This is a genomic window from Gordonia namibiensis NBRC 108229, from assembly GCF_000298235.1.
Lineage (GTDB): Bacteria > Actinomycetota > Actinomycetes > Mycobacteriales > Mycobacteriaceae > Gordonia > Gordonia namibiensis.
Map to the genome: position 1 here is coordinate 80,795 of NZ_BAHE01000016.1, position 24,912 is coordinate 105,706.

The 24,912-nt window shown below is 67.4% G+C and carries 24 protein-coding genes; 20 read left to right on the forward strand and 4 right to left on the reverse strand.

Going from position 1 to position 24,912, the window contains the following annotated elements; translation table 11 throughout:
• Nucleotides 1-29 precede the first annotated feature (29 nt).
• The 11 genes from GONAM_RS10680 (at nt 30) to proB (ending at nt 14,190) form a co-directional block, all read left to right on the forward strand.
• Entirely contained in the window at nt 30-896 is an 867-nt protein-coding gene (locus GONAM_RS10680) for an SDR family NAD(P)-dependent oxidoreductase (RefSeq protein ID WP_245548605.1), read from the forward strand.
• Between the two features lie 51 nt (nt 897-947).
• Nucleotides 948-3,620: a valine--tRNA ligase gene (locus tag GONAM_RS10685; RefSeq protein ID WP_051992533.1), complete on the forward strand. Its 2,673-nt coding sequence runs from the start codon at nt 948-950 to the stop codon at nt 3,618-3,620.
• The gene (gene folC / locus GONAM_RS10690; RefSeq protein ID WP_006866784.1) at nt 3,617-5,143 is read left to right on the forward strand and encodes a bifunctional tetrahydrofolate synthase/dihydrofolate synthase; all 1,527 of its coding nucleotides are present in this window, start codon (nt 3,617-3,619) and stop codon (nt 5,141-5,143) included. Before GONAM_RS10685 ends, folC begins: the two co-directional genes overlap by 4 nt.
• Nucleotides 5,140-5,529, forward strand: coding sequence for a DUF4233 domain-containing protein (locus GONAM_RS10695; RefSeq protein ID WP_006866785.1), 390 nt, complete (start codon nt 5,140-5,142; stop codon nt 5,527-5,529). The genes folC and GONAM_RS10695 overlap by 4 nt, the downstream gene beginning before the upstream one ends.
• Before the next feature lie 206 nt (nt 5,530-5,735).
• Nucleotides 5,736-6,212 carry a hypothetical protein gene (locus GONAM_RS10700; protein ID WP_006866786.1) on the forward strand — a complete coding sequence of 159 codons (477 nt, stop codon included), beginning with the start codon at nt 5,736-5,738 and terminating at the stop codon, nt 6,210-6,212.
• 38 nt (nt 6,213-6,250) lie between these two features.
• The gene (ndk, locus tag GONAM_RS10705) at nt 6,251-6,667 is read left to right on the forward strand and encodes a nucleoside-diphosphate kinase (protein ID WP_006866787.1); all 417 of its coding nucleotides are present in this window, start codon (nt 6,251-6,253) and stop codon (nt 6,665-6,667) included.
• 434 nt (nt 6,668-7,101) lie between these two features.
• On the forward strand, nt 7,102-10,593 hold the full coding sequence (locus GONAM_RS10710; protein WP_006866788.1) for a translation initiation factor IF-2 N-terminal domain-containing protein: 3,492 nt from the start codon (nt 7,102-7,104) through the stop codon (nt 10,591-10,593).
• A gap of 279 nt (nt 10,594-10,872) precedes the next feature.
• Nucleotides 10,873-11,184 (forward strand): 50S ribosomal protein L21, encoded by a 312-nt coding sequence (gene rplU / locus GONAM_RS10715; protein ID WP_006866789.1) that lies wholly within the window; start codon nt 10,873-10,875, stop codon nt 11,182-11,184.
• A 38-nt stretch (nt 11,185-11,222) separates the two neighbouring features.
• Complete coding sequence (rpmA, locus tag GONAM_RS10720) at nt 11,223-11,486, forward strand: 50S ribosomal protein L27 (RefSeq protein WP_005198946.1); 264 nt, start codon at nt 11,223-11,225, stop codon at nt 11,484-11,486.
• Between the two features lie 95 nt (nt 11,487-11,581).
• The gene (gene obgE, locus GONAM_RS10725) at nt 11,582-13,048 is read left to right on the forward strand and encodes a GTPase ObgE (protein WP_006866792.1); all 1,467 of its coding nucleotides are present in this window, start codon (nt 11,582-11,584) and stop codon (nt 13,046-13,048) included.
• Nucleotides 13,045-14,190: a glutamate 5-kinase gene (gene proB / locus GONAM_RS10730; protein WP_006866793.1), complete on the forward strand. Its 1,146-nt coding sequence runs from the start codon at nt 13,045-13,047 to the stop codon at nt 14,188-14,190. Before obgE ends, proB begins: the two co-directional genes overlap by 4 nt.
• A 17-nt stretch (nt 14,191-14,207) precedes the next feature.
• On the opposite strand, the gene GONAM_RS10735 is transcribed toward proB, so the two are convergent.
• The 4 genes from GONAM_RS10735 to ectA form a co-directional block, all read right to left on the reverse strand.
• On the reverse strand, nt 14,208-15,086 hold the full coding sequence (locus GONAM_RS10735) for a Sir2 family NAD-dependent protein deacetylase (protein WP_040536050.1): 879 nt from the start codon (nt 15,084-15,086) through the stop codon (nt 14,208-14,210).
• Between the two features lie 54 nt (nt 15,087-15,140).
• Entirely contained in the window at nt 15,141-15,581 is a 441-nt protein-coding gene (locus GONAM_RS10740; protein ID WP_006866795.1) for an ectoine synthase, read from the reverse strand.
• Nucleotides 15,578-16,867: a diaminobutyrate--2-oxoglutarate transaminase gene (gene ectB / locus GONAM_RS10745; protein ID WP_006866796.1), complete on the reverse strand. Its 1,290-nt coding sequence runs from the start codon at nt 16,865-16,867 to the stop codon at nt 15,578-15,580. The genes GONAM_RS10740 and ectB overlap by 4 nt, the downstream gene beginning before the upstream one ends.
• Nucleotides 16,868-17,094: 227 nt before the next feature.
• On the reverse strand, nt 17,095-17,622 hold the full coding sequence (gene ectA, locus GONAM_RS10750; RefSeq protein WP_040536053.1) for a diaminobutyrate acetyltransferase: 528 nt from the start codon (nt 17,620-17,622) through the stop codon (nt 17,095-17,097).
• Nucleotides 17,623-17,786: 164 nt separating this feature from the next.
• Here ectA and rsmD point away from each other — a divergent pair, with 164 nt between their 5' ends.
• The 9 genes from rsmD to GONAM_RS10795 all read left to right on the forward strand — a co-directional run bounded on the left by rsmD (nt 17,787) and on the right by GONAM_RS10795 (nt 24,871).
• Complete coding sequence (rsmD, locus tag GONAM_RS10755; protein ID WP_040536056.1) at nt 17,787-18,347, forward strand: 16S rRNA (guanine(966)-N(2))-methyltransferase RsmD; 561 nt, start codon at nt 17,787-17,789, stop codon at nt 18,345-18,347.
• 39 nt (nt 18,348-18,386) lie between these two features.
• Nucleotides 18,387-18,875 carry a pantetheine-phosphate adenylyltransferase gene (gene coaD, locus GONAM_RS10760; protein WP_006866799.1) on the forward strand — a complete coding sequence of 163 codons (489 nt, stop codon included), beginning with the start codon at nt 18,387-18,389 and terminating at the stop codon, nt 18,873-18,875.
• A gap of 122 nt (nt 18,876-18,997) precedes the next feature.
• Nucleotides 18,998-19,846, forward strand: coding sequence for a DivIVA domain-containing protein (locus GONAM_RS10765; RefSeq protein ID WP_006866800.1), 849 nt, complete (start codon nt 18,998-19,000; stop codon nt 19,844-19,846).
• A 42-nt stretch (nt 19,847-19,888) separates the two neighbouring features.
• Nucleotides 19,889-20,563, forward strand: a complete 675-nt coding sequence (locus GONAM_RS10770; protein ID WP_006866801.1) for a YceD family protein — start codon at nt 19,889-19,891, stop codon at nt 20,561-20,563.
• Nucleotides 20,556-21,284 carry a ribonuclease III gene (gene rnc, locus GONAM_RS10775; protein ID WP_006866802.1) on the forward strand — a complete coding sequence of 243 codons (729 nt, stop codon included), beginning with the start codon at nt 20,556-20,558 and terminating at the stop codon, nt 21,282-21,284. Before GONAM_RS10770 ends, rnc begins: the two co-directional genes overlap by 8 nt.
• A gap of 29 nt (nt 21,285-21,313) precedes the next feature.
• The gene (gene mutM / locus GONAM_RS10780; protein WP_006866803.1) at nt 21,314-22,189 is read left to right on the forward strand and encodes a bifunctional DNA-formamidopyrimidine glycosylase/DNA-(apurinic or apyrimidinic site) lyase; all 876 of its coding nucleotides are present in this window, start codon (nt 21,314-21,316) and stop codon (nt 22,187-22,189) included.
• A 441-nt stretch (nt 22,190-22,630) separates the two neighbouring features.
• On the forward strand, nt 22,631-24,025 hold the full coding sequence (locus tag GONAM_RS10785) for an HNH endonuclease signature motif containing protein (protein ID WP_006866804.1): 1,395 nt from the start codon (nt 22,631-22,633) through the stop codon (nt 24,023-24,025).
• A gap of 101 nt (nt 24,026-24,126) precedes the next feature.
• Complete coding sequence (locus GONAM_RS10790; RefSeq protein ID WP_006866805.1) at nt 24,127-24,585, forward strand: OsmC family protein; 459 nt, start codon at nt 24,127-24,129, stop codon at nt 24,583-24,585.
• Nucleotides 24,586-24,589: 4 nt separating this feature from the next.
• Nucleotides 24,590-24,871: an acylphosphatase gene (locus GONAM_RS10795; protein ID WP_006866806.1), complete on the forward strand. Its 282-nt coding sequence runs from the start codon at nt 24,590-24,592 to the stop codon at nt 24,869-24,871.
• Nucleotides 24,872-24,912: the final 41 nt, after the last annotated feature.

The following is a 24,912-nucleotide window of genomic DNA, read 5'->3' on the forward strand; positions in this document are numbered from 1 at the left end:
GCTTGACTCACCATCCGATACGACCTAGCGTGAGTGGTGAGTCGATCGGCTCACCACTGACCCCGATCATCATCCGATGCTCCCGGTCGCCCATCTCGCCACCGGAGGAACACCTCATGCACCGCTTCGACAACCAGACCGTGCTCGTGACCGGGGGAACCGGTGGACAGGGGTCGAGCCATGTCCGCGCCTTCCACGCGGAGGGGGCGAACGTCATCATCGGGGGCACCGACGCCGGGCGCGGTACCGCCATCGCCGACGAGCTCGGGTCCCGCGCTCGCTTCATCCGGTTCGACGTCACAGACGAGAACTCGTGGTCGTCGGCGGTTGCAACCGCCGAGGAAGCCTTCGGGGCCGTGGACGTGCTCGTGAACAACGCCGGGGTCCAGAATCCGCCGGCGTTGATCGAGGACACGGACGAGGTCACCTGGTCACGGATCCTGCGCACCAACCTCACCGGCACCTTCCTCGGTGTCAAGGCGGTCGCGCCCGCGCTGCGACGTGCGGGAGGCGGTGTCATCGTCAACATCGCGTCGACGATGAGTATGGGTGGCACCGCGTTGTACGCGCCCTATGTCGCCAGCAAGTGGGCCGTACGAGGTCTGACCCGGACGGCGGCTCTCGAACTGGGCCGCGACCACATTCGCGTCAACACCATCCACCCCGGCGTGATCGCGACCCGGTTCATCAACGAACCCGCGGTCGGCGCCACGGCGGCGATCGCCGATTTCTACTCGCCCGAGCCGTTCGCCGTTCCCCGGCTCGGCGAGCCGGCCGACGTGACCCGGCTCCTGCTGTTCCTCACGTCGGCGGAGGCGTCGTTCATCACCGGGGCGGAGTACGTGATCGACGGCGGGCTCCTCCTCGGTCCGGCACTTGCGGCCGAGACCGCGTGAACGGTGCACGAGTGAGGACCGGGGCGAGGTCACACCCGGCGGAAACATAGAATGGCGGCCGTGACATCACTCGACCCGACATCTGCGCTGCCCGAGAACGAGTTGCCGAAATCCTGGGACCCCGCCCAGCACGAGGCCACGCTCTACCAGGGCTGGGTTGATGCCGGCTACTTCACCGCCGACGCGACGAGTGACAAGCCCCCGTTCTCGATCGTGATCCCGCCGCCCAACGTCAACGGGTCGCTGCACATGGGTCACGCCTACGAGCACGTCCTCATGGACGCGCTGTCGCGTCGTCGTCGCATGCAGGGCTACGAGGTGCTGTGGCTGCCCGGCATGGACCATGCCGCGATCGCCATGCAGACGATGGTCGAGCGCAAACTGGCCGCCGAGGGCAAAACTCGCGACGACCTCGGCCGCGAGGCGTTCATCGAGCGCGTCTGGGCCGAGAAGGCCGAGATCGGCGGCAACATCGGTGAACAGATGCGCCGACTCGGCGACAGCGTCGACTGGTCGCGTGAGCGCTTCACGATGGACGAGGGTCTGTCGCGTGCGGTGCACACCGTCTTCAAGAAGATGTTCGACGACGGGCTGATCTACCAGGCGGAGCGGCTGGTCAACTGGTCGCCGGTCCTCAAGACCGCGGTCAGCGACATCGAGGTCAGCTACGCCGATGTCGAGGGCGAACTCGTCAGCTTCCGCTACGGCTCGCTCGACGACTCCGAACCCCACATCGTGGTCGCCACGACGCGTCTGGAGACGATGCTCGGCGACACCGCGATCGCCGTGCACCCCGACGACGAGCGGTACAAGCACCTGATCGGCACCGAACTGCCGCACCCGTTCCTCGATCGGAACATCCCGATCGTCGCCGACGACTACGTCGACCCCGAATTCGGCAGTGGCGCGGTCAAGATCACCCCGGCCCACGATCCCAACGACTTCGCGCTGGGGCAGCGGCACAACCTGCCGATGCCGACGATCATGGACGAGTCTGCTCGGATCGCGGATACCGGAACGCAATTCGACGGCATGGACCGTTTCGAGGCGCGCGTCAAGGTGCGTGAGGCCCTCGCCGAGCAGGGGCGCATCGTCAAGGAGGTGCGTCCGTACCTGCACAGCGTCGGGCACTCGGAGCGCACCGGTGAGCCGATCGAACCGCGACTGTCGATGCAGTGGTGGGTCAACGTCTCGTCGCTGGCCCAGGCCGCCGGCGACGCCGTCCGCGACGGGTCGACCGTGATCCACCCGAAATCGATGGAGCCGCGCTGGTTCGGCTGGGTCGACGACATGCACGACTGGTGCATCTCGCGTCAGTTGTGGTGGGGCCACCGCATCCCGATCTGGTACGGCCCGGACGGCGAGGTCGTCTGCGTCGGACCCGACGAGGAGGCGCCGGAGGGTTACGTCCAGGAGACCGACGTCCTCGACACCTGGTTCTCCTCGGGTCTGTGGCCGTTCTCCACCATGGGCTGGCCGGAGAAGACCGCCGACCTCGAGAAGTTCTATCCCACTTCGGTTCTCGTCACCGGTTACGACATCCTGTTCTTCTGGGTGGCGCGGATGATGATGTTCGGCACCTATGTCGGCAAGGATCTGGGTCCGGGTAACGAGATCCCGTTCCACAACCTGTTCCTGCACGGCCTGGTCCGTGACGAGCACGGCCGCAAGATGTCGAAGTCGAAGGGCAACGGCATCGACCCGCTCGACTGGGTGGAGCGCTTCGGCGCCGACGCGCTGCGGTTCACGCTGGCCCGCGGCGCCAACCCGGGCGCCGACATCTCGGTGGGCGAGGACCATGCCCAGTCGTCACGCAACTTCGCGACCAAGCTGTACAACGCGACCAAGTTCGCGCTGATGAACGGCGCCAAGGTCGCCGAACTGCCGGCGGGGGACGCCCTGACCGACGCCGACCGCTGGATTCTCCGGCGTCTCGACGAGGTGCTCGCCGAGGTCGACGCCGGATTCGAGTCCTACGAGTTCTCCAAGGCCTGCGAGTCGCTCTACCACTTCGCCTGGGACGAGGTGTGCGACTGGTACCTCGAGCTGGCGAAGGTGCAGTTCGCCGAGAACGACGAGAAGCGTTCGGAGACAACCTCCATCGTGCTCGGCGCGGTCCTCGAGCCGCTGCTGCGCGCGCTGTCGCCGGTGATGCCGTTCGTCACCGAGGTGCTGTGGAAGGCACTCACCGGGGGCGAGTCGCTGGTCATCGCCGAGTGGCCGGCCCCGTCGGGACAGGACTGGTCGACCGATTCGGCGGCCCGCGTCGCCGACCTGCAGCGCCTCATCACCGAGGTGCGTCGCTTCCGCAGCGACCAGGGGCTGCGTCCCGGTCAGCGGGTGGCCGCACAGTTCGACGGACTGGGGGAGTCGGGCATCGAGCCGCTGCTGCCGTACGTGCAGTCGCTGGCGCGTCTCGATCCCGCCGGACCCGGCTTCACCGCGACCGCGACCATCGAGGTCCGGCTGTCGGTCGCAACCGTCACCGTCGCGATCGACACGTCGGGAACGGTGGACGTCGAGGCCGAGCGGAAGCGCCTCACCAAGGACCTCGCGGTCGCCGAGAAGGAACTGGCGACCACCTCGGCCAAGCTGGGCAACGAGCAGTTCCTGTCCAAGGCCCCCGACCATGTGGTCAGCAAGATCCGGAACCGCCAGCGGATCGCAACCGAAGAGGTCGAGCGCCTGAACGCGAAGCTGGCGAGTCTGGCCGGCGGCGCGTGAGCGACGAGACCGGCTTCCCCGAGGAGGATCCCGCCGTCGTCGGCGAGGATCCGTTGGGACTGTCGGAACTGATCGACGCGGAGGAACGGGCGGCGGACGCCGAGCACGACCGTCCGCCGCTCACCGTCCACGACAGCGCCGACGATCTCGCCGAACTCGCCGAGGTCGAGACCGAACTCGACACCCGCTGGCCCGAGACCAGGATCGAACCGTCGCTGACGCGTATCGCGGCGTTGATGGACCTGCTCGGCTCGCCGCAGCACAGTTATCCGGCGATCCACATCGCGGGCACCAACGGCAAGACGTCGGTGACGCGGATGATCGATGCGCTGATGACCGCGCTGCATCGGCGGACCGGGCGCATCACGAGCCCGCACCTGCAGCGGGTCACCGAGCGGATCTCGGTGGACGGCAAGCCGATTCGTGCGCGGACCTACATCGACACCTACCGCGAGCTCGAGCCGTACATCACGATGGTCGACGACAGCTCGACCGCGGCCGGTGGGCCGCGGATGAGCAAGTTCGAGGTGCTGACCGCGATGGCCTACGCGGTCTTCGCCGAGGCGCCGGTCGACGTGGCCGTGGTCGAGACCGGCATGGGTGGCCGCTGGGACGCCACCAACGTCATCGACGGCATCGTCTCGGTCATCACGCCCATCGCCATGGACCACGCCGACTATCTCGGCGACACCCTGGCGGCCATCGCGGGGGAGAAGGCCGGGATCATCAAGCCCGGTGAGCCCGACGCCCTCGGGGCCGTCGACCCGGTCACGATCATCGCCGAGCAGAACCCCGAGGTCATGGACGTGCTGCTGCGTGCAGCGGTCGATGCGGGGACCGTCGTGGCCCGTCAGGGGTCGGAGTTCGCGGTCCTCGGCTCGGCCACCGCCGTCGGCGGTCAGATGCTCACGATCCAGGGGCTCGGCGGCGTCTACGACGAGGTGTTCCTGCCGCTGCACGGAGCTCATCAGGCTGCCAACGCGTCCCTGGCACTGGCCGCCGTCGAGGCCTTCTTCGGTGCCGGCCCGGACCGTCAGCTCGACATCGACGCGATCCGGAGCGGGTTCGCCACGGTCGGCAATCCCGGCCGGCTCGAACGACTCCGCAGCGCGCCGACGGTGTTCGCCGACGCCGCGCACAATCCGCACGGCGCGAACGCACTGGCCCAGGCGCTGGCCGAGGAGTTCGACTTCCGGCGCCTCGTCGGCGTCATCGGCGTCCTCGGTGACAAGGACGCGCGCGGTCTGCTCGAAGCACTCGAGCCGGTGCTCGACGCCGTCGTCGTCACCAACAACGGCTCACCCCGTGCCCTCGACGCCGAGACGCTCGCGGAGTACGCGACCGAGGTGTTCGGCGAGGAACGGGTCGTCGTGCAGCCGTTCCTGCCCGATGCCGTCGAAGAAGCCATCGCCCTCGCGGAGGAAGCCGAGGGCCAACGAGTCTCGGGTGCGGGCGTCGTGATCACCGGCTCGGTCGTGACCGCCGGTGCCGCGCGCACCCTGTTCGGTAAGGAACCGTCATGACCCGGTACACCCCACCCGCCAACGACCCGTGGAAGGGCCTGCGCGGGGTGATGGCGGGGACGATGATTCTCGAGGTCATCGTCGTCATCCTGGCGTTCCCGATCGTCTGGCGTCTCGGCGGCGGACTGACCTGGGTGTCCGGCGGATACCTGATCCTGCTCGTGCTCGCGATGATCGCGGCCGCCGGGATGCAGAGTCGTCCGTACGCGCTCAAGCTCGATCTCGCACTCCAGGTGGCGGTGATCGTCGGTGGTGTCTTCCACTGGTCGATCGCTGCGGTAGGTGTGGTCTTCGGGTCGGTCTGGCTCTACATCGTCTACATCAAGCGGGATGTGGAGAAGCGCGTCGAACTGGGCATGCTCCCCGGGCAGGAACCGATCGACTGACACGCCTCTCACCTGGGTGGTCAACACTGTCCCCACGGCGGTTTGGTGGTCGCAAGACCTGTGGCCGGACCGTTATCGGCGAAGCCGGGCGGACTGTGGGAGTTGCTGCAAGAATGGCGCAAGCCGTGGGGGAGCGGACTGGTTCCCGCGTGGCTTTCTTTTCATCGCGACTCGCAATCGCAGCGACATCCAACGTGAGGACGTACGTGCAGTTCCTGTTTTCCCGGACCCCCGCCGGTATCGATCGCCCCCGCACCTCCGCCCGTCTCGGCCGTACGGCCGGAACGGCGCTGCTCGGGGCGGCCGCGTTCGCTCTGAGCGCTCCCGCCGTCGCCTCGGCGGAGCCCGCCCCCGAGCAGACGCCCCCGGCGCTCGAGGCGTTCGCGGTACCCGAGGCAGGAGCGCCGGTCCCCGTCTCGCAGGGTGAGTTCAGCTACGTCGCGACCCACGACATCACCAAGCGCGCAGCCGGGATGAAGGCGCCGGAGGCCATCGCGACCATGCCGGTGCCCGCCCAGTACCGTCCGGCGAATCTCGCTCTGGCGCAACAGTTCGACCTCGCTCTCACCGGTGCACTCGCCTCTCCCGGTGGATGCCTGCAGATCGTCGTCGACCCGCAGGCACGCTCCGGCAGCCTGTTCAACTACGGGTTCTTCCCCGTGGCCGGTGAGTACTGCTCCTGACCGTCGGAATCCTCCGGCCGGTCGATAAGGTGTCAGTCGTGACTGAACGCACTCTCGTACTCATCAAGCCGGACGGCGTCGAACGCTCGCTCGTCGGCGACATCATCAGCCGTATCGAGCGCAAGGGGCTCACCCTCGTCGCTCTCGAACTCCAGACCGCCAGCGACGAGGTGGCCCGCGGCCACTACGCCGAACATGCGGACAAGCCCTTCTTCGGCTCACTGCTGGAGTTCATCACCTCCGGCCCGCTGGTCGCGGCCGTCCTGGAGGGCCCGCGCGCCATCGCGGCCTTCCGTCAGATCGCCGGCGGCACCGATCCCGTGGAGAAGGCGGTGCCCGGCACCATCCGCGGCGATTTCGCCCTGAACACGCAGTACAACCTGGTCCACGGCTCGGACTCGCCGGAATCGGCCGAGCGTGAGATCGGCATCTGGTTCCCCGAACTCGCAGGCTGACCGGGGTCACCTCGGTCCGGCTCGGTTCGACGCGCGTGTCAAACGCGCATACTTTGCGGTCATCCGACCCCCATGTGGGATACTTGCAGGGTTATCGCCGACACACTTTGTCGACGATGGCCGGATGACGCGCCTTGGTTCGGCGCGTCGCGGTGCGGCAACCTCGCACCGCGACGCCCACAACCACAGCTGACCCCGCCGAGGTTCGTGCTGCTGCCAGCAGCCGGACACTCAGGCTTCGCCCTGTGCCCGGTGTCGTGGAAGGCGCCCGGGATGCGGTCATCGACACAGCAAGAGCGTTCTCTGCTGAACCGACACGGCTCAGCGTGATGACGCGCAGACCACACAACACCGGCCATACGTGGACCGGGACACAGAGCAGACCCTCGCGTGGCCGCGTCAGCCCGACGCGCCCGGGGGTTCGAGGAGACTGAGTGACCGACAACGGGTCACCGGCTGACGCGAACGCAGCGCCAGAACCGGTGGAAGAATTTCCCAGCAAACTTCGTGTGCACGCACTGGCCCGCTTCCTGGGCTTGACGAGTCGGCAGGTGCTCGCGCACCTGGCCACTCTCGGGGTGCAGACGCGTAGCCCCCAATCGAGCGTCGACCGTGAGGTGGCGCAGGCCGTGGCCGAACGGGTGCGGGCGAACGTCGAGGCCGACGAGCCCGGCGTGACTCCGTCCACTCCAGAGGAAGCCGCCCCCGAGGCCGCCGCCACCGCTGAGCCGACCAGCGCTGAACCGACCACCGGGGAACCGGCTGTCGAGGAACCCGCCGCTGAGGCGGAGGCACCGCGGGCGGAGGCACCGGAGGCGGAGACACCGAAGGCGGAGACACCGAAGGCCGATGAGCCGCCGAGCCTGTTTTCGGCCGCTTCGACGCGGTACGACGAGCCGGTCGCGGCACCCGCCGCCGAGGCCGAGGCGTCCTACGGCACCCAGCCGTTGTTCCTGCAGCCGCAGGCCCCGGCCGAGAAGCCGAAGACCGCACGCCCGGCCAAGCAGGCCGAGAAGCCGGCGAAGGCCGACGACTCCACCGCCGACTCTGGCGCCAAGCCTCAGGAAGCCAAGGCCCCGGAGACGAAGACCCCCGAGACGAAGACCCCCGAGCCGAAGACCCCTGCATCGAAGACCGCCGAGGAGAAGGCTCCCGAAACGGAGACCGCCGACTCGGATGACACCGACGAGTCCGCAGACCACTCCGACAGCTCCGACAACGACGATTCGGGTTCGGGTCGCAGCCGTCGTCGGCGCCGCGGACGTCGTGGCCGTGGCCGCGGTCGCGGTGACCAGGGCGGTGACGGCGAGTCGGGCGACGCCTCGGACGAGGACGATTCCGACGAGAACGGCGACAAGTCCGAGAGCAAGTCCCCCGACGACGACTCCTCGACCGAATCTGTCGACGCGGCGACCACGGACGAGACTTCTGATGAGTCGAAGTCGGACGAGTCGAAGACGGACGAATCCAAGGCGGACGAACCCAAGTCGGATGAGTCGAAGGCGGACGAGTCGACCTCTCGCCGTCGGCGCCGCCGCCGGTCGGGCTCGGACACCTCGGAGGAGGCCACCGGCAAGGACTCCGCTGCCGACGATTCGTCGAAGGACGGCGACTCCGGTGACGACGACTCGGACGACAACGACGGCGATGACTCCGGGGACGATTCGGCTGAGGGGTCCTCGACCCGCCGCCGGCGTCGTCGCCGGCGCCGCAAGGGCGGGGGAGACTCCGACGAGGGCTCGCCGGATGATCCGCCGAACACCGTCGTCCACGAGCGTGAACCCCGCAGCAAGCGGGCGCGCGACGAGGTGCAGGGCATCTCCGGTTCGACGCGGCTCGAGGCCAAGCGCCAGCGCCGTCGCGACGGCCGTGACGCCGGTCGCCGGCGTCCGCCGATCCTGACCGAGTCGGAGTTCCTGGCCCGTCGCGAGGCGGTGGACCGCGTGATGGTGGTACGCGAGCGCAGTGCCAACACCAGCATCACCGACGGCGACGGCCACGATCATGCCGCGGTGGAGGACTACACCCAGGTCGCGGTGCTCGAGGACGGTGTCCTTGTCGAACACTTCGTCACCACGGCGACGTCGTCGTCGATGGTCGGCAACATCTACCTCGGACGCGTGCAGAACGTGCTGCCCGGCATGGAGGCGGCCTTCGTCGACATCGGCCGCGGGCGCAACGGTGTGCTGTACGCCGGCGAGGTCAACTGGGACGCCGCCGGACTCGACGGCGGTTCCCGCAAGATCGAGCAGGCGCTCAAGCCAGGCGACCACGTGCTCGTCCAGGTCAGCAAGGATCCGGTGGGGCACAAGGGTGCCCGCCTGACCACGCAGATCTCGCTGGCCGGCCGGTACCTCGTCTACGTGCCCGGCGGCTCGTCGACCGGAATCAGCCGCAAGCTGCCCGACGTCGAGCGCAAGCGTCTCAAGCAGATCCTGTCGAAGCTGGTCCCCGAGGACGCCGGCGTGATCATCCGCACCGCCTCCGAGGGTGTGAGCGCCGAGGAGCTCGGAGCCGACATCGCCCGCCTCGAGGCGAAGTGGAAGTCGATCGAGGAGTCGGTCGAGAGCGCCAAGAAGTCCGGTTCCGGTGCGCCGAAGGCGCTCTACGAGGAGCCCGACCTGCTGGTCCGCGTGGTCCGCGATCTTTTCAACGAGGACTTCAAGAAGCTCGTCGTCGAGGGCGACAAGGCGTGGAACCTCGTGGAGGGCTACGTCAGCTCGGTAGCCCCCGATCTCATGGAGCGGGTGGAGAAGTTCAGCAAGCCGCATGCGGACGCCCCGGACTCGTTCGTGGTCCACCGCATCGACGAGCAGCTGGCGAAGGCGCTCGACCGCAAGGTCTGGTTGCCCTCCGGCGGCACGCTGATCATCGAACACACCGAGGCGATGACGGTTGTCGACGTCAACACCGGCAAGTTCACCGGGTCGGGCGGAAATCTCGAGGAGACGGTCACCCGGAACAACCTCGAGGCGGCCGAGGAGATCGTGCGGCAGATGCGTCTGCGCGACATCGGCGGCATGATCATCGTCGACTTCATCGACATGGTCCTCGAATCGAACCGTGACCTGGTGCTGCGTCGCCTCACCGAGGCGCTGGCCCGGGACCGTACCCGTCATCAGGTGTCGGAGGTGACCTCGCTCGGCCTGGTCCAGATGACGCGTAAGCGTCTCGGAACAGGTCTGCTCGAGGCCTTCTCGACCCCCTGCACCTCGTGTGGCGGTCGCGGCCTGATCGTGCACGCCAACCCGGTGGAGGTGCGCGCCGGCGACGATGCGGCGAAGTCGGACGGCGCGGGTTCCAAGCGTTCGCGCCGCGGCAAGAAGAAGTCGGAGGCCCCCGCCGAGGCGGCGGCACCCAAGACCGCACCGCCGGCGGCCCCGCCGCACAAGCCCGCTGCCGAGCACCCGCTGTTCCGGGCGATGGCCGCACATCACCACGACGGTGAGCATCCTGAGGGGGAGCATCCTGAGGGCGAGCACCACGAGGGTGAGCACGTCGAGGTCGAGCAGGCGGTCGCGAATGCCGCCGAGACCCCGGTGACGACGGAGTCGCCGGAGGCGGAGCCGGAGAAGGCGCAGACGCCGGAACCGGTCACGAAGGCCGAGAAGCACGCGAAGACGGAAGAACCCGCGAAGGCCGAAGAGCCGGAGCAGGCCCAGGAGCCCGCGAAGGCCCAGGAACCGGCCGCGTCGACCGACGGCCAGGCACCTGCGGCGAAGCGTCGCCGCCGGGTGGTCCGGCGTCCGGCGCAGACGACGACCGCACCGGAGAACGTGGTGATGACGGCCGTCGACGCGGCTCCGGAGGCGCCGAAGACGACCTTCGGTCCGGTCTCCACCGGAGAGTCGGTGGTCGCAGTACGTCGGCGCCCGCGGAAGCGGACGGCGGGCAGGCCCGCCGGACCGCCGCCGGCCGACAGCTGAGGTCCGAGGTGAGGGACCGGCGGGGCGAGTTTGACCCGGCCACCGCCGTTCCCGTAACCTTGGAAAGTCGCCTCCCGCGGAGGGTCTGCGCTGTTCTGTGCCACGTGCACCGGAACCGGCACAAATCCCGTGGCAGGCCCTCTGGTGTGAATCGCAACCACTCCCGGTCAACTGACTGGGTGGATTGCGGCCCGCACCGGCACGCACTACACGAACGCCTTCGAATGCGCCTCGGCGCTGACGAAGGGCCCGACCAGACGATTAAGAGGAAGAACTTCGATGGCAACGTACGCGATCGTCAAGACCGGCGGCAAGCAGTACAAGGTCGCTGAGGGCGACACTGTCAAGGTCGAGAAGATCGACGAGAAGGTCGGCTCCACGGTGAGCCTGCCGGTCGCGTTGGTCGTCGACGGCTCGACCCTGACCACCGACGCCGACCAGCTGGCCAAGATCTCGGTCACCGGCGAGGTCGTGGAGCACGTCAAGGGCCCCAAGATCCGCATCCACAAGTTCAAGAACAAGACCGGCTACCACAAGCGCCAGGGTCACCGTCAGAAGCTGACGGTCCTGAAGGTCACCGGCATCAAGTAGTTCGACAAGCTTCGCGAAGACCTCAGGAGGACTGACACATGGCACATAAGAAGGGCGCATCCAGCTCCCGCAACGGTCGCGATTCCAATGCCCAGCGACTCGGTGTGAAGCGCTTCGGTGGCCAGCAGGTGAGCGCAGGAGAGATCCTCGTTCGTCAGCGCGGCACCAAGTTCCACCCCGGCGTGAACGTCGGTCGCGGTGGCGACGACACCCTGTTCGCGCTCGCCGCGGGCGCGGTGGAGTTCGGCAGCAAGCGTGGCCGCAAGACGGTCAACATCGTTCCGGAAACCGCTCAGGTCTGACCCGAGTACTCCGGCACGACAAGCCTTTTCGCAGGGCGGGCAGGGTCATCACGTACCCGGCCCGCCCTGTTCTTTTTTGACGGAAGAAGGATTCGATGTCACGGTTCGTCGACCGCGTGACCATTCACGTCGCGGCGGGCAACGGTGGCCACGGCTGCGCGTCGGTTCACCGGGAGAAGTTCAAGCCTCTCGGCGGCCCGGACGGCGGCAACGGCGGTAACGGCGGGTCGGTGCGACTCGTCGTCGACCCGCAGGTGCACACTCTGCTCGACTTCCACTTCCGTCCGCATGCCAAGGCGAGCAACGGCAAGCCCGGCGCCGGGGACAACCGCGACGGCGCCATGGGCGAGGACCTCGTCCTCAAGGTGCCCGACGGCACGGTCGTCCTCGACGAGAACGGCACGATTCTCGCCGACCTCGTCGGCACCGGTACGACCTTCGAGGCCGCACAGGGCGGTCGCGGTGGTCTCGGCAACGCGTCGCTCGCGTCGAAGGCCCGCAAGGCTCCCGGTTTCGCCCTCCTGGGTGAGGAGGGCCAGCAGCGTTCCCTCGTCCTTGAGCTGAAGTCGGTGGCCGACGTCGGCCTCGTCGGCTTCCCGTCGGCGGGCAAGTCGTCGTTGGTGTCGGTGCTGTCAGCGGCCAAGCCGAAGATCGCCGACTACCCGTTCACCACTCTCGTGCCGAACCTCGGTGTGGTGCAGACCGCCGGTGACGTGTTCACCATCGCCGACGTGCCGGGTCTGATCCCGGGCGCCTCGACCGGTCGTGGTCTCGGACTGGAGTTCCTGCGACACCTCGAGCGGTGTGCCGTCCTCGCGCACGTCGTCGACTGCGCGACCCTCGAGCCCGGCCGCGATCCGGTGTCCGACATCGACGCCCTCGAAGCCGAACTGGCCGCGTACAAGCCGGCACTCGACGCCGACCACGGTCTCGGTGACCTGGCCGAGCGACCGCGTGTGGTCATCCTCAACAAGGTGGACGTCCCCGACGCCGCCGAACTCGCCGATCTCGTGGAACCCGAACTGGCCGAACGCGGTTGGCCGGTGTTCCGGATCTCCGCGGTGGCCCACGAAGGTCTGCGCGAACTGACCTTCGCGCTGGCGAAGATGGTCCGCGAGTACCGGGAAGCGCAGCCGGAGAAGACACCTCGCCGGGCGATCATCCGCCCGAAGGCGGTCGACGACACCGGTTTCACCATCGTCCGCGACCCCGAGATCGAGGGCGGCTTCGTCGTCTACGGCACGCGCCCGGAGCGCTGGATCGCCCAGACGCAGTTCGACAACGACGAGGCCGTCGGCTACCTGGCCGACCGCCTCAACCGCCTCGGCGTCGAAGACGAGCTGGTGAAGATGGGTGCCGAGCCCGGCGCCCCGGTCACCATCGGTGCGGTCACCTTCGACTGGGAGCCGAGCACGCCCATGGGCGACGACGTCCCGGTCACCGGACGCGGTACCGACATCCGACTCGACCGCAACGACCGCGTGGGCGCCCACGAACGCAAGCAGGCCCGCCGGTTGCGGCGCGGACTGCCCGTCGAGGACGGAGAGCAGGACCAGTCGTGACCGCGGAGGCCGGCATCGAGGTGCGGGGCGTGCGGGAACAGATCGCGCACGCGCGCAGCATTGTGGTGAAGATCGGCTCGTCGGCGCTGACCGACCTGGCCGAGGGGCTCGACCGCGACCGGCTCGACGCCCTGGCGGACGCCCTCGAGGCGCGGATGCGCGCCGGTTCCGACGTCATCGTCGTGTCGTCGGGTGCGATCGGCGCGGGCATCGCCCCGCTCGGTCTCAAGAAGCGTCCGAAGGATCTGGCCACCAAACAGGCCGCGGCCAGCGTCGGTCAGCTCGCCCTGGCGCACGCCTGGGGCACGTCCTTCGCCCGCTACGGCCGCACCGTCGGGCAGGTCCTGCTGACTGCCGACGACATCTCGAACCGCTCGCATCACGCCAACGCCCAACGCACCCTTGATCGTCTGCGGTCGCTCGGCGCGGTCGCCGTGGTCAACGAGAATGACACGGTCGCGACCAACGAGATCCGGTTCGGCGACAACGACCGGCTCGCCGCACTCGTCGCCCATCTCAGCGGCGCCGACGCCCTCGTGCTCCTCTCCGACGTCGACGGCCTGTACGACGGCGACCCCCGCAAGGTGGGCGTGGACGGTCGGCGTGCCCGTCTGATCCCCGAGGTGAACGGACCCGAGGACCTCGACGGCGTCATCGCCGGGTCCGGGGGAGCGCTCGGCACCGGCGGGATGGCGTCAAAGCTCGCCGCAGCGCGTCTGTCCGCGGACGCCGGTGTCCCGGTTCTGCTCGCCGCCGCGTCATCCGCGGCGCAGGCGCTGGCCGACGCCTCGGTGGGCACGGTGTTCGCCGCCCGCGAGGAGCGCTTGTCCGCACGTCGCTTCTGGGTGCGTCATGCCGCCGACGCGCGGGGCAGGATCGTCCTCGACGACGGCGCGGTGGCCGCCGTATCCCGCAGGCGCCGTTCACTTCTCGCTGCCGGCGTGGTCGGCGTCGAAGGCCGGTTCTTCGACGGTGACGTCGTCGAACTGGTGGACCAGCGGGGCGTCGTGAAGGCGCGTGGGGTCGCCGCCTACGAGTCCGACGATGTCACCTCGATGATCGGTCGCCACACCGAAGAGCTCCCGCCCGAACTGCAGCGGCCCGTCGTGCACGCCGACGATCTGGTCGTCGTCTCGCGCTGAGCGCTGCTTCCCGGAGGCTAACCGGCCGCGAGCGCCGGCAGCACCACCCCGGCCCGATGGTCGATCTTGAGGGACGCCAGCTCGTCGGCGCGGGTGTGTCCGCGGTTGACGATGATCAACGGTTTACCGGCACGATGGGCCCGTCGCGCGAACCGCAGGCCGGACATGACGGTCAGCGATGACCCGACCACGAGCAGGGCGTCGGCCTCATCGACCGCCGAGAAGGATTGCTCGACAAGCGGTTTCGGAACCGTCTCGCCGAAGTAGACGATATCGGGTTTGAGGATGCCACCGCAGTGCGGGCAGTCGATCATCCGGAACTCCGAGGTGTCGGAGAGCATCGCGTCGGCGTCGGGTGCCACCTCGATGGCCCCACGCCCGGCCACGCGTTCGGCGAAACCGGCGTTGATCTCCTCGAGCAGTTGCGCGAGACGGTGCCGGGAGATCCGCCAGTCACACCTCAGGCAGCGCACGCGGCCATAGCAGCCGTGCAGCTCCAGGACGCCTCGTGTCCCGGCCTTGGTGTGCAGCATGTCGACGTTCTGCGTGATCACCGTCGACACCCGGCCGTGGCCCTGCAGGTCGGTCAGTGCGAGATGCGCGGGGTTGGGGAGGGCGGCGTCCATGTGGCGCCAGCCGAGGTGATTGCGAGCCCAGTAGTGCCGGCGGAACTCGGGGGAGGACAGGAACATCTCCAGGGTCATCGGCGTGCGCGGCGGCGACCCCGGGCTGCGGTAGTCGGGGATACCCGAGTCGGTGGAGATGCCGGCGCCGGTCAGGACCGCGACCCGGCGTCCGGCCAGGATGTCGGCGGCCAGATCGATGCGCTCGGCGACGTCATCGTCGAGCGGTGTGTGTTCGGCCGGGGTCTGGCCGAGCTGAAGACGAGTGCGCACCCTGCCCAGGATAGGCAGGGTGCGCACTCGTTGACTTCTGTGCAGGTCGAGGCGTCAGGAGACGGCGGTCTCCTCGACGGCGTCCTCGGCATGCTTACCGGTCGGCTGCGGCACGGCGACCAACGGGTACACGCCGTTCTCGTCGTGGACCTCGGTGCCGACCACCGGCGGATTGAACACGCACAGCATGCGCATCTGGGTGTCGGCGGTGACCGTGTGGCGCTCGTGGCCGTTCAGCAGGTACATCGTGCCGGGGGCCAGCGGGTGGGTCTCGCCGGTCTCACGGTTGAGCAGGGTGCCGGTGCCCTCGACGAGCCAGACGGCCTCGATGTGGTTGGCGTAGTGGAATTCGTTCACGCTGCCGGCTTCGATGGTGGTCTCGTGGAACGAGAACCCCACACCGTCGCCGCCGAGGACGATTCGCTTGGAACGCCAGTGGCCGTCGGCCACGTCGCGCTCGGTACCGGTGATCTCTTCGGTGGTTCGGACGATCATCCGATCACCTCCTTGACTGCGTCGGAAAGGATGGACAGGCCGCGGTCGAGGTCCTCGCGCGAGATGGTCAGCGGCGGGAGCAGCTTGACGACCTCGTCGGACGGACCCGACGTCTCGGCCAGCAACCCGGCACCGAAGGCCTGCGCACAGACCTTGCCGGCTGCCGTGTGGTCCTCGAACACCAGGCCGCGAACCATGCCGCGACCGCGGGTCGAGATGCCTTCGTAGCGATTGCAGAGGTCGGAGAAGACCTCGTGGATGCGCTCACCCTTCGCGTGGATGTCGCGGCTCAGGGTGTCATCGGACCAGTAGGTCTCGATCGCCTTGGCGGCGGTGACGAAGGCGGGGTTGTTGCCGCGGAAGGTTCCGTTGTGCTCGCCGGGGGTCCAGACGTCGAGCTCCGGCTTGAACAGGGTCAGCGCGAACGGCAGACCGTAGCCGCTGATCGACTTCGACAGGGTGACGATGTCGGGCTTGATGCCGGCTTCCTCGAACGAGAAGAACTCGCCGGTGCGGCCGCAGCCCATCTGGACGTCGTCGACGATGAGCAGGATGTCGCGGCGCTTGCACAGGTCGGCCAGCGCACGCAGCCACTCGGCGCGGGCGACGTTGACGCCGCCCTCACCCTGCACGGTCTCGACAATCACCGCGGCGGGGCGGTTCAGGCCACTACCCGAGTCGTCCAGGACGCGCTCGAACCAGGCGAAGTCCTCCATGACGCCGCCGAAGTAGTTGTCGAACGGCATCGGGGTCGCATGGACCAGCGGGATTCCGGCACCCGCGCGCTTCATGGAGTTACCGGTCACCGACAGCGAGCCCAGCGTCATGCCGTGGAAGGCATTGGTGAAGCTGATGATCGACTCGCGACCGGTCACCTTGCGGGCCAGCTTGAGTGCAGCCTCGACGGCGTTGGTGCCCGTCGGCCCGGGGAACTGGATCTTGTAGTCGAGTCCGCGGGGCTCGAGAATGTGCTGGTTGAACTTCTCGATGAAGTTGCCCTTGGCGACGGTGGCCATGTCGAGGCCGTGGGTGATGCCGTCGGAGGCGATGTAGTCGATCAGCGCCTTCTTGAGCTCGTCGTTGTTGTGGCCGTAGTTCAGCGAACCGGCACCGGCGAAGAAGTCGAGGTACTTCCGACCGTCCTGGTCGGTGATGTAGGACCCCTTGGCGGTGGTGAAGACCGCCGGCCAGTTGCGGCAGTAGCTGCGCACCTCGGACTCGTGGGTGGTGAACACCGAGTCGTCGTAGGTTTTGTCGAGTACAGGAGTGGTGTCGAGAAGTTGCATGACCTGCTTCCTTCTTCTTGGTATAACCGCGTCACGTCTGTGTGAGCGCAGGAGTTCCGGTGCGGTTCGACGACCGGGAGTACCCAGAACTCGAGAATTTATGCCGAATTTCGGCATCTCTATCTAAATAGTGCCAACGACGTTGTGGCACTGCGTATTTCGATGGTGACCGGACTTACAACTGTCGACACCGGCGGCATGGCCGTGCCGGGATCACGCGCGAGCGCTCAGGGCTCGGGGATCTCCGGTTCCAGCATGTAGAGATCCTCGGGCTCGTGCGAGTCCGGGAAAGTGTTGGCGGCGAACAGGTCACGGCGCTCGAAACGGAGGCCTCGGGCCTTCGCGACCGACTCGAACAGTCGCTGCGACGGGATGTTGTCGGGACTGATCGTGGTGTGCATCGCCACCATTCCGAGGCGGTTCGCACGATCGAACAGGTGGTGCAGCATGGACCCGGCGACGCCGTGCCCGCGCATCGAGTCGTCGACGGCGACCTGCCACACCATGAGGGTGGAGGGGTCGTTCTGCCGACGATACCCGGTGACGAAGCCGACCGGACGGCCGTCAACTTCGGCGACAATCGAGGTCTCGGCGAAGTCATGGCACCACAGGACGTAGGAGTACGACGAGTTCACGTCGAGAACCTTTGAATCCGAAGCGATTTCCCAGAGGCGGGTACCGTCGGCGACAGTCGGCATCCGATAATCGACGGTGAGGACAGTTGTTGGGGCCGTTCTTGTTTGTGAAGGGCTCATAACGCTCTCGACGTTAACAACGGGTATCCGGGAAGTCACCCACCAGCGGAAATTGCCCCATCGAACCCCTACCTTCTACCTGTTCAGACATGCAATGTGAAGTGGGTCACAAGAGTGTCACCCACGCGTCGATTCGGCAGTTCCCGGGGGAGCAGAATGGCCCCATGACGAGGATCATCGCCGGCGAGCTACGGGGTAGACGGCTCCGTGTTCCGGACGAGGGAACTCGTCCCACATCTGACCGTGTACGGGAGTCGGTCTTCAACATGTTGGACGCCCGGTTCGATCTGGACGGGCTGTGGGTCCTCGATCTGTACGCCGGGTCCGGGGCCCTCGGCATCGAGGCGGTGTCACGCGGAGCCGCCGGCGCCACCTTCGTCGACTCCGCGCGGAAGGCCGCGACCGTGATCGGGGCCAACGTGAAGGTCTGTGGGATCGCCTCGTCGACCACCGTACTGACGCGACCGGTGTCTGCCTACCTCTCCTCGCCGCCCGAGCGGAGATACGACCTCGTGTTCTCCGACCCTCCGTACGCGGTCGGCGCGGCGGCTCTCTCCGAGGATCTGGCGAAACTCGCCGCGACCCGGCTCGCCGACGACGCCCTGGTGGTCGTGGAACGCTCGGCGCGCTCGACCGGCGACATCTGGCCCGGCGGCTTCGAGGTTGTCGTCGACAAGAACTACGGCGACACCCGCGTCGAGGTCGGGGAGTTCGTCGGCTCCTGACGCGGCCCGGGCGTCGGACCTGACGGTAAGTTCAGGTCCATGACGACGGCAGTGTGTCCCGGTTCCTTCGATCCCTTCACCCTCGGCCACCGCTATGTGGTCGAACGCGCCGCGGCGTGTTTCGACGAGGTGGTGATCACCGTGGTGGTCAATCCCAACAAGCGCGGCATGTTCAGTGTCGACGAGCGCATCGCGCTCATCGAGGAAGACTGTGCCGACCTGCCCGGCGTGCGGGTCGATCGCTGGGAAGGCCTTCTCGTCGACTATCTGAAGCAGGAGTCGATCCACACCATCGTCAAGGGGCTGCGTTCGGCGGTCGACTTCGACTACGAGGTCCCGATGGCACAGATGAACCGCGCGCTCGCCGACGTCGAGACGGTCTTCCTGCTCACCGACCCCCGGTTCGCGCATGTGTCGAGCTCGCTCGTCAAAGAGGTCGCCAAGCTCGGCGGTGACGTCACGCCCTTCCTGTCGCCGCACATCCACGAGAACCTGACCGCGAAGCTCACCGGCGAGCGTTCCGTCTGAGAGTCACCTGCGGGAACCGCGACACACCCCACGCGCTTCACTAATCACAGGCGCAACATTCGGCACAATAGTCACAGATTCACCAACTGTTGCAAACAGGCAAGCGCCGGATTGGGGTGGCTGTGTACCGGGTATTTGAGGCTCTCGACGAGCTCGTCGCGATTGTCGAGGAGGCGCGGAGTGTGCCGATGACCGCGGGCTGTGTCGTGCCGCGCGGTGACGTGCTCGAACTCCTCGACGACATCAAGGACTCGATCCCGGGCGAGCTCGACGACGCTCAGGACGTCCTCGACCAGCGCGACACCCTGATCGGTGATGCGCGTGAGCATGCCGAGACGACAGTGGCCAAGGCCGACTCCGAGTCCGAGGCCGTGCTCGCACACGCCCGTGCCGAGGCCGACCGAATCCTGTCCGAGGCCAAGGCCCAGGCCGATCGCATGGTCGACGAGGCGAGCTCGCACTCGCACTCGCTCGTCGAAGACGCCACCGAGGAAGCGCGCCGGCTGCAGACCAGTGCCGCCCGCGAGTTCGAGGCCGTCACCGGCCGGGCCCGCGCCGAGGCGCAGCGCACCATCGACGCGGCGAACAACACCTACGACAAGTCGGTGGCCGACGGCATCGCCGAGCAGCAGCGTCTGGTGTCGGAGACCGAGGTCGTCGGTGCGGCCAAGTCCGAGGCCGAACGCATCATCGACGCAGCCCACGCGGAGGCGGACCGCCTGCGCGGCGACTGCGACGTCTACGTGGACGAGAAGCTGGCCCAGTTCGAGGAGATCCTCACCGGCACACTGCGTTCGGTGAACCGTGGACGGCATCAGCTGCGTACCGGTGCGGGCATGCACGACTACGTCGAATACCCCCGCAGCGTGGACGAGCCGGCACGCGATTCCCGCGGCGACAACTCACGCTCGCGTGAGACGTCCACCCGGAATTCCTACGACCGCGACCAGGGATCCCCGCTGGCGGTGTGACCTGCCGGACAGCCGATCCGGCGCACACCGTGGCGTCGGTCGATGATTGGCGATCGCGAGCGTATGGTGCAGTTTGTGTCTGATCATGCTGTGACATCAGAAACGTCGCACGGGCCCGGTTCGGCGCCACGGCGCGATCCCTTCGTCCTCGACGTCCGGTCGCTCGGTCGGCGCCCGGGCACCATGTCCGAGGTGCACAAGACGGTCGCGACCCCCGACAAGCTCGGGGTCGAGATGATCGGCATCCCGGCCGGCTCGGACGTCGATCTCGATCTCCGGCTCGAGTCGGTGAGCGAGGGAATCCTGGTGACCGGCACCGCCTGCGGTGAGACAGAGGGGCAGTGCTCCCGCTGCCTCGAGCCGATCGACGGCACGGTCACGGTGTTCCTCACCGAACTGTTCGCATACCCCGACAGTGTGACCGAGCAGACCACCGAGGAAGACGACGTACACCGCATCGTCGACGACCGCATCGACCTCGAGCAGTCGATCATCGATGCGGTCGCGCTGGAACTGCCGATGTCCCCGCTGTGTTCGGAGGACTGCCCGGGGTTGTGTCAGGTGTGCGGCATCCGTCTCGCGGTCGCCGAACCGGGCCATGCGCACGAACTGATCGACCCCCGCTGGGCCGGCCTCGCGAACAAGTTCTCGGAACTCTCGGACCGGGAGACGTCCGAAACGGACGCCAAGCCCGACACGCAGGAACGTCGTGACTGAGGCGACCCGCGAGGACGGTCGGCGTGCCGCGCTGCTCGCCGCCCTCGACACCGACATCCCCGAAGACCTTCTGACGCTGGCGCTCACGCACCGCTCGTACGCCTACGAGCACGGGGGTCTGCCGACCAACGAGCGTCTCGAGTTCCTCGGCGACTCCGTTCTCGGCGTGGTGATCACCGAGCGCCTATACCTTCATTTTCCGGATCGTCCCGAGGGCGAACTCGCGAAGATCCGCGCGAGCGTGGTGAACATGCACGCGCTCGCCGATGTGGCCCGCGGCCTCGGCGACGAGGGCGGCCTGGGCAAGTACCTGTACCTCGGTCGTGGCGAGGAGATGACCGGCGGTCGCGACAAGGACTCGATCCTTGCCGACGGCCTCGAATCGCTGTTCGGCGCCGTGTTTCTCAGCCACGGCCTGGAGACCTCGCAGCGGATCATCCTGCGCCTCTTCGACGAACGTATCGAGAAGGCCGGACAGCTCGGCGCCGGTCTGGACTGGAAGACGTCGCTGCAGGAGCTGAGCTCAGAACGCGGTTACGGCCCGCCGCAGTACCAGATCTCGTCGACCGGCCCGGACCACAACAAGGAGTTCACCGCGATCGCGATGATCGCGGGGGAGAACTTGGGCGAGGGCGTCGGACGCACCAAGAAAGAGGCCGAGCAGCAGGCTGCCGCTCACGCGTGGAAGGCGCTCACCGAGCGTGCGGAGGCTTCGTCGTGACGTCCGCCTCGTCGTGATCTTGACTGTGCATGCCTGAACTCCCCGAGGTCGAGACCGTCCGGATGGGTCTCGAGAAGCATCTGACCGGGCGGACGGTGACCGCGGTCGAGGTCCTCCATCCCCGTGCCGCCCGTCGCCACGTCGGCGGCAAACCCGATCTGATCGGTCGCCTGGCGGGCAAACACGTCACCGGGGTGCGTCGTCGCGGCAAGTACATGTGGATCGACGTCGCCGACGACACCGATCGTGCCGCTCTTGTCGTCCATCTCGGTATGAGCGGACAGATGCTCATCGCCCGCGACGGGGCGCCCGACCACACCCACCTCCGCATTCGCGCGACCCTCGATGACGAGAACGAACTGCGTTTCGTCGATCAGCGCACCTTCGGCGGCTGGCACCTCGACGACTACGCGGTCTCCGATGACGGCGCCGACGTCCCGGTGTCGGTGGCACACATCGCCCCCGACCCGTTCGACCCGGCTTTCGACGCCGCAGCCGTCGTATCCCGTATGCGCGCCAAGCACTCCGAGATCAAACGGGTCCTGCTCGACCAGACCGTCATCTCCGGCGTCGGCAACATCTACGCCGACGAGGCGCTGTGGCGCGCCCGGCTGCACGGTAGACGCATCGCCGAGACGATCTCGCGCAAGAAGTTGCTCGAACTGATCGACGCCGCCACCGCGGTGATGACCGAGGCGGTCGAGGTCGGGGGCACGTCCTTCGACGCGCTGTACGTCAACGTCAACGGCCAGTCGGGGTACTTCGAACGATCTTTGAATGCCTATGGGCGCGAAGGGCAGCCGTGTCGCCGCTGTGGGGCGATCGTGCGCCGGGAATCTTTCATGAACCGCAGCTCGTATTTCTGCCCGAAGTGCCAGACTGCTCCGCGGCGTCGCGCCGGCTGAGTCGGCAGTACTTCAGTGAATGTTGTCGCCGTGTGAGAGCGGCGTAGTTGCCGTGCTATGCCTACGAGCTCGTGAGGACACGTACAGATCGGCGCTCACCTGGTTGCGCAAGGAGGTGCGGCGCCGGTGGAGCAGCGCGGCATCCTGCATTGGCTACGCTGTGATCGAGAGCGACGTGAGCATTGAAAATTCGGCGCCTCCTGCTCCATCAACCTGCTGAACTCGGCTCGCGACTGGTCCACGGGTTTCTATACCCGCGGCTCGGGAACACGAGGCTCGCGGTAATAACGAGTTGGTAAGGCTTCGAGCGTTCCGCGGAACGCTCGAAGCGCCTTGGCCAGCTGTTTTGTCGGTGGGCGACACTACGTTGTTCGTATATTCGTTCGAACAGCTGGGGGCTTCGTGTCTGTTTCGGTGCTGCACGGTGAGAATGTGTCGTCGATGTTCGATGGCGCGGATCCGGCATCTTTGTCCGATGATGCGTTGGAAAGCAGAGTGCTGGGTTATGCCGCGCAGATCACCGCGCTCACGGCCGAGTTCTTGTCTCTGGTTGCGGAGTTGGATGAGCGGCAGTCGTGGAGGGGTCCGGGTATTCATTCGCTCGCACACTGGTTGTCGTGGAAGGCGGGCATCTCTCAACGCACAGCCCAGGAGCAGGTACGGGTGGCGAAGGCATTGGCGGCGTTGCCGCTGATTCGGCAGGCGTTCGGCGCGGGGCGGTTGTCCTATTCGAAGGTGCGAGCGCTGACGCGGGTGGCGACCCCGCTGCGTGAGAAGGAGCTGGTGAACCTGGCGTCGTCGTGTACGGCGTCGCAGCTGGAGCGGGCGGTACGTGCGATGGGACAGATCGATCGGGATCGTGGCATCGAGCCGGAAAATCGCCCACCGGTGGAGTCGACGGGCCGGTGCAAGTGGAATGCGGACGGCTCCTTGTCCGTGTCGCTGACGCTGTCACCGCTCGATGGTGCCCGGTTCCTGGCCGGTGTGGTCCGTGCCGAGTACGAGCGCACCCGGACCTGCGACGATGCGGATTTGCCCGCGGTGTCGAGCGTTCCGCGGAACGCTGTGAGCGAGTTGGAAACCGTGGATGGTGAACGGGACTCCGAGGTGAAGCCGGCGAATCGCCGGGACCTGTGGCGGAATGTGCCGTCGAATCTGGCGCCGGCGGTGGTAGCGATGGCCGACATGGTGCACGACGGGATCGCGATGCCTGATCTCGCACCGGGAGCCGAGATACTGATCCATGTCGGCGACGGTGAGGAACAGGCTCACCTCGATGACGGGCCGGCACTGTCGGAGGCTGAGTTGGACGAGGCGCACTGCGGTGCTGCGGTTCGGAAGGCGTTGTCCAGCAGAGTTTCCGGAGCACCGGGAAAGTTGGCGTTGCTGGGGTTGGGGCGTAAATCGCGAACGCCGAACAAGGCACTGGTGCGGGCGTTGTTCCTGAGAGATCGCTGCTGTCAGATGCCCGGATGTGAGCGCACCCGGCATCTGCACGCCCATCACGTGGTGTTCTGGTCGGCTGGCGGGGAGACCGAGTTGGACAATCTGATTTTGTTGTGCGGAAGCTGCCACCGTGCGTTGCATCGGGGTGAGTTCAGGATCACCGGTCATGGCTCGCAACGGTTTTCGTTCCACATGCCGGGTGGTTCAGTGATCGAGGTGAGCCCATCGACACGCGCGCCAGGGCTGTGGCAGCCGGACGGGCGGATCGCGGCGGATGCGACGGTGCCCACCGGTGGCGGCAAGCTCGACCTCGCGTACGCGACAGAGGTCATCTACGCGGTGTGGGAATGGAAGGAACGCAACGCAAGCAGGGAGTCGGCAGCGGCCTGACGACCCGTCGCGACCGGCTCGGGAATTCATTCCGTTCCACGGCTCTTACTATGGTCAGCGGTGCCAGCGCCACCCCGCCGCCTGAGAGGACTCATCCCAGCATGACGATCGAACAGAACACCGCCGCCCCGGCCGGGACCGGCGAGCCGGCACACACCGACCTCTGGGTCGAGCGCACCGGGACCCGGCGGTACACCGGGCGCAGCTCGCGCGGCGCCGAGGTGCTGATCGGCTCGCAGGACGTCGAGGGCGTCTTCACCCCTGGCGAGCTGCTGAAGATCGCGCTCGCGGCCTGCACCGGCATGTCCTCGGACCGCCCGCTGTCGCGCCGCCTCGGCGACGACTACGACGCCACGATCCGTGTCAGCGGTGACGCCGACCGTGAGAACGAGGTGTACCCGCGGATCGAGGAGATCCTCGAGGTCGACCTCTCCGAACTCGACCCCGACGCCGCACAGCGACTGCTCGTCGTCGTCGAACGTGCCATCGACGCGGTGTGCACCGTCGGCCGCACCATCAAGGCGGGCGCCGAGGTCGACCTGAAGATCGAGACGGACTGACTCCATGACCACCGACACGGTCCGGCTGTCCGCATTCGTGCACGGACACGTCCAGGGCGTGGGCTTCCGATGGTGGACGCGGTCGCGGGCGCTGGAGCTCGGTCTGGTCGGTTACGCGTCCAATCAGGCCGACGGCCGGGTACACGTCGTGGCCGAAGGGCCCCGCGACAAAGTGCTGGCACTGCTCGACGCACTGCGCTCCGGTGAGACCCCCGGCCGGGTCGATCTGGTCGTCGACAGCCTCGACCCGGCGCGCGGAGACCTGACCGGCTTCGTCGAGAGGTGAGCGCTGAACGGTGAGCGCTCCCCGAAACACGTCGCGATGGT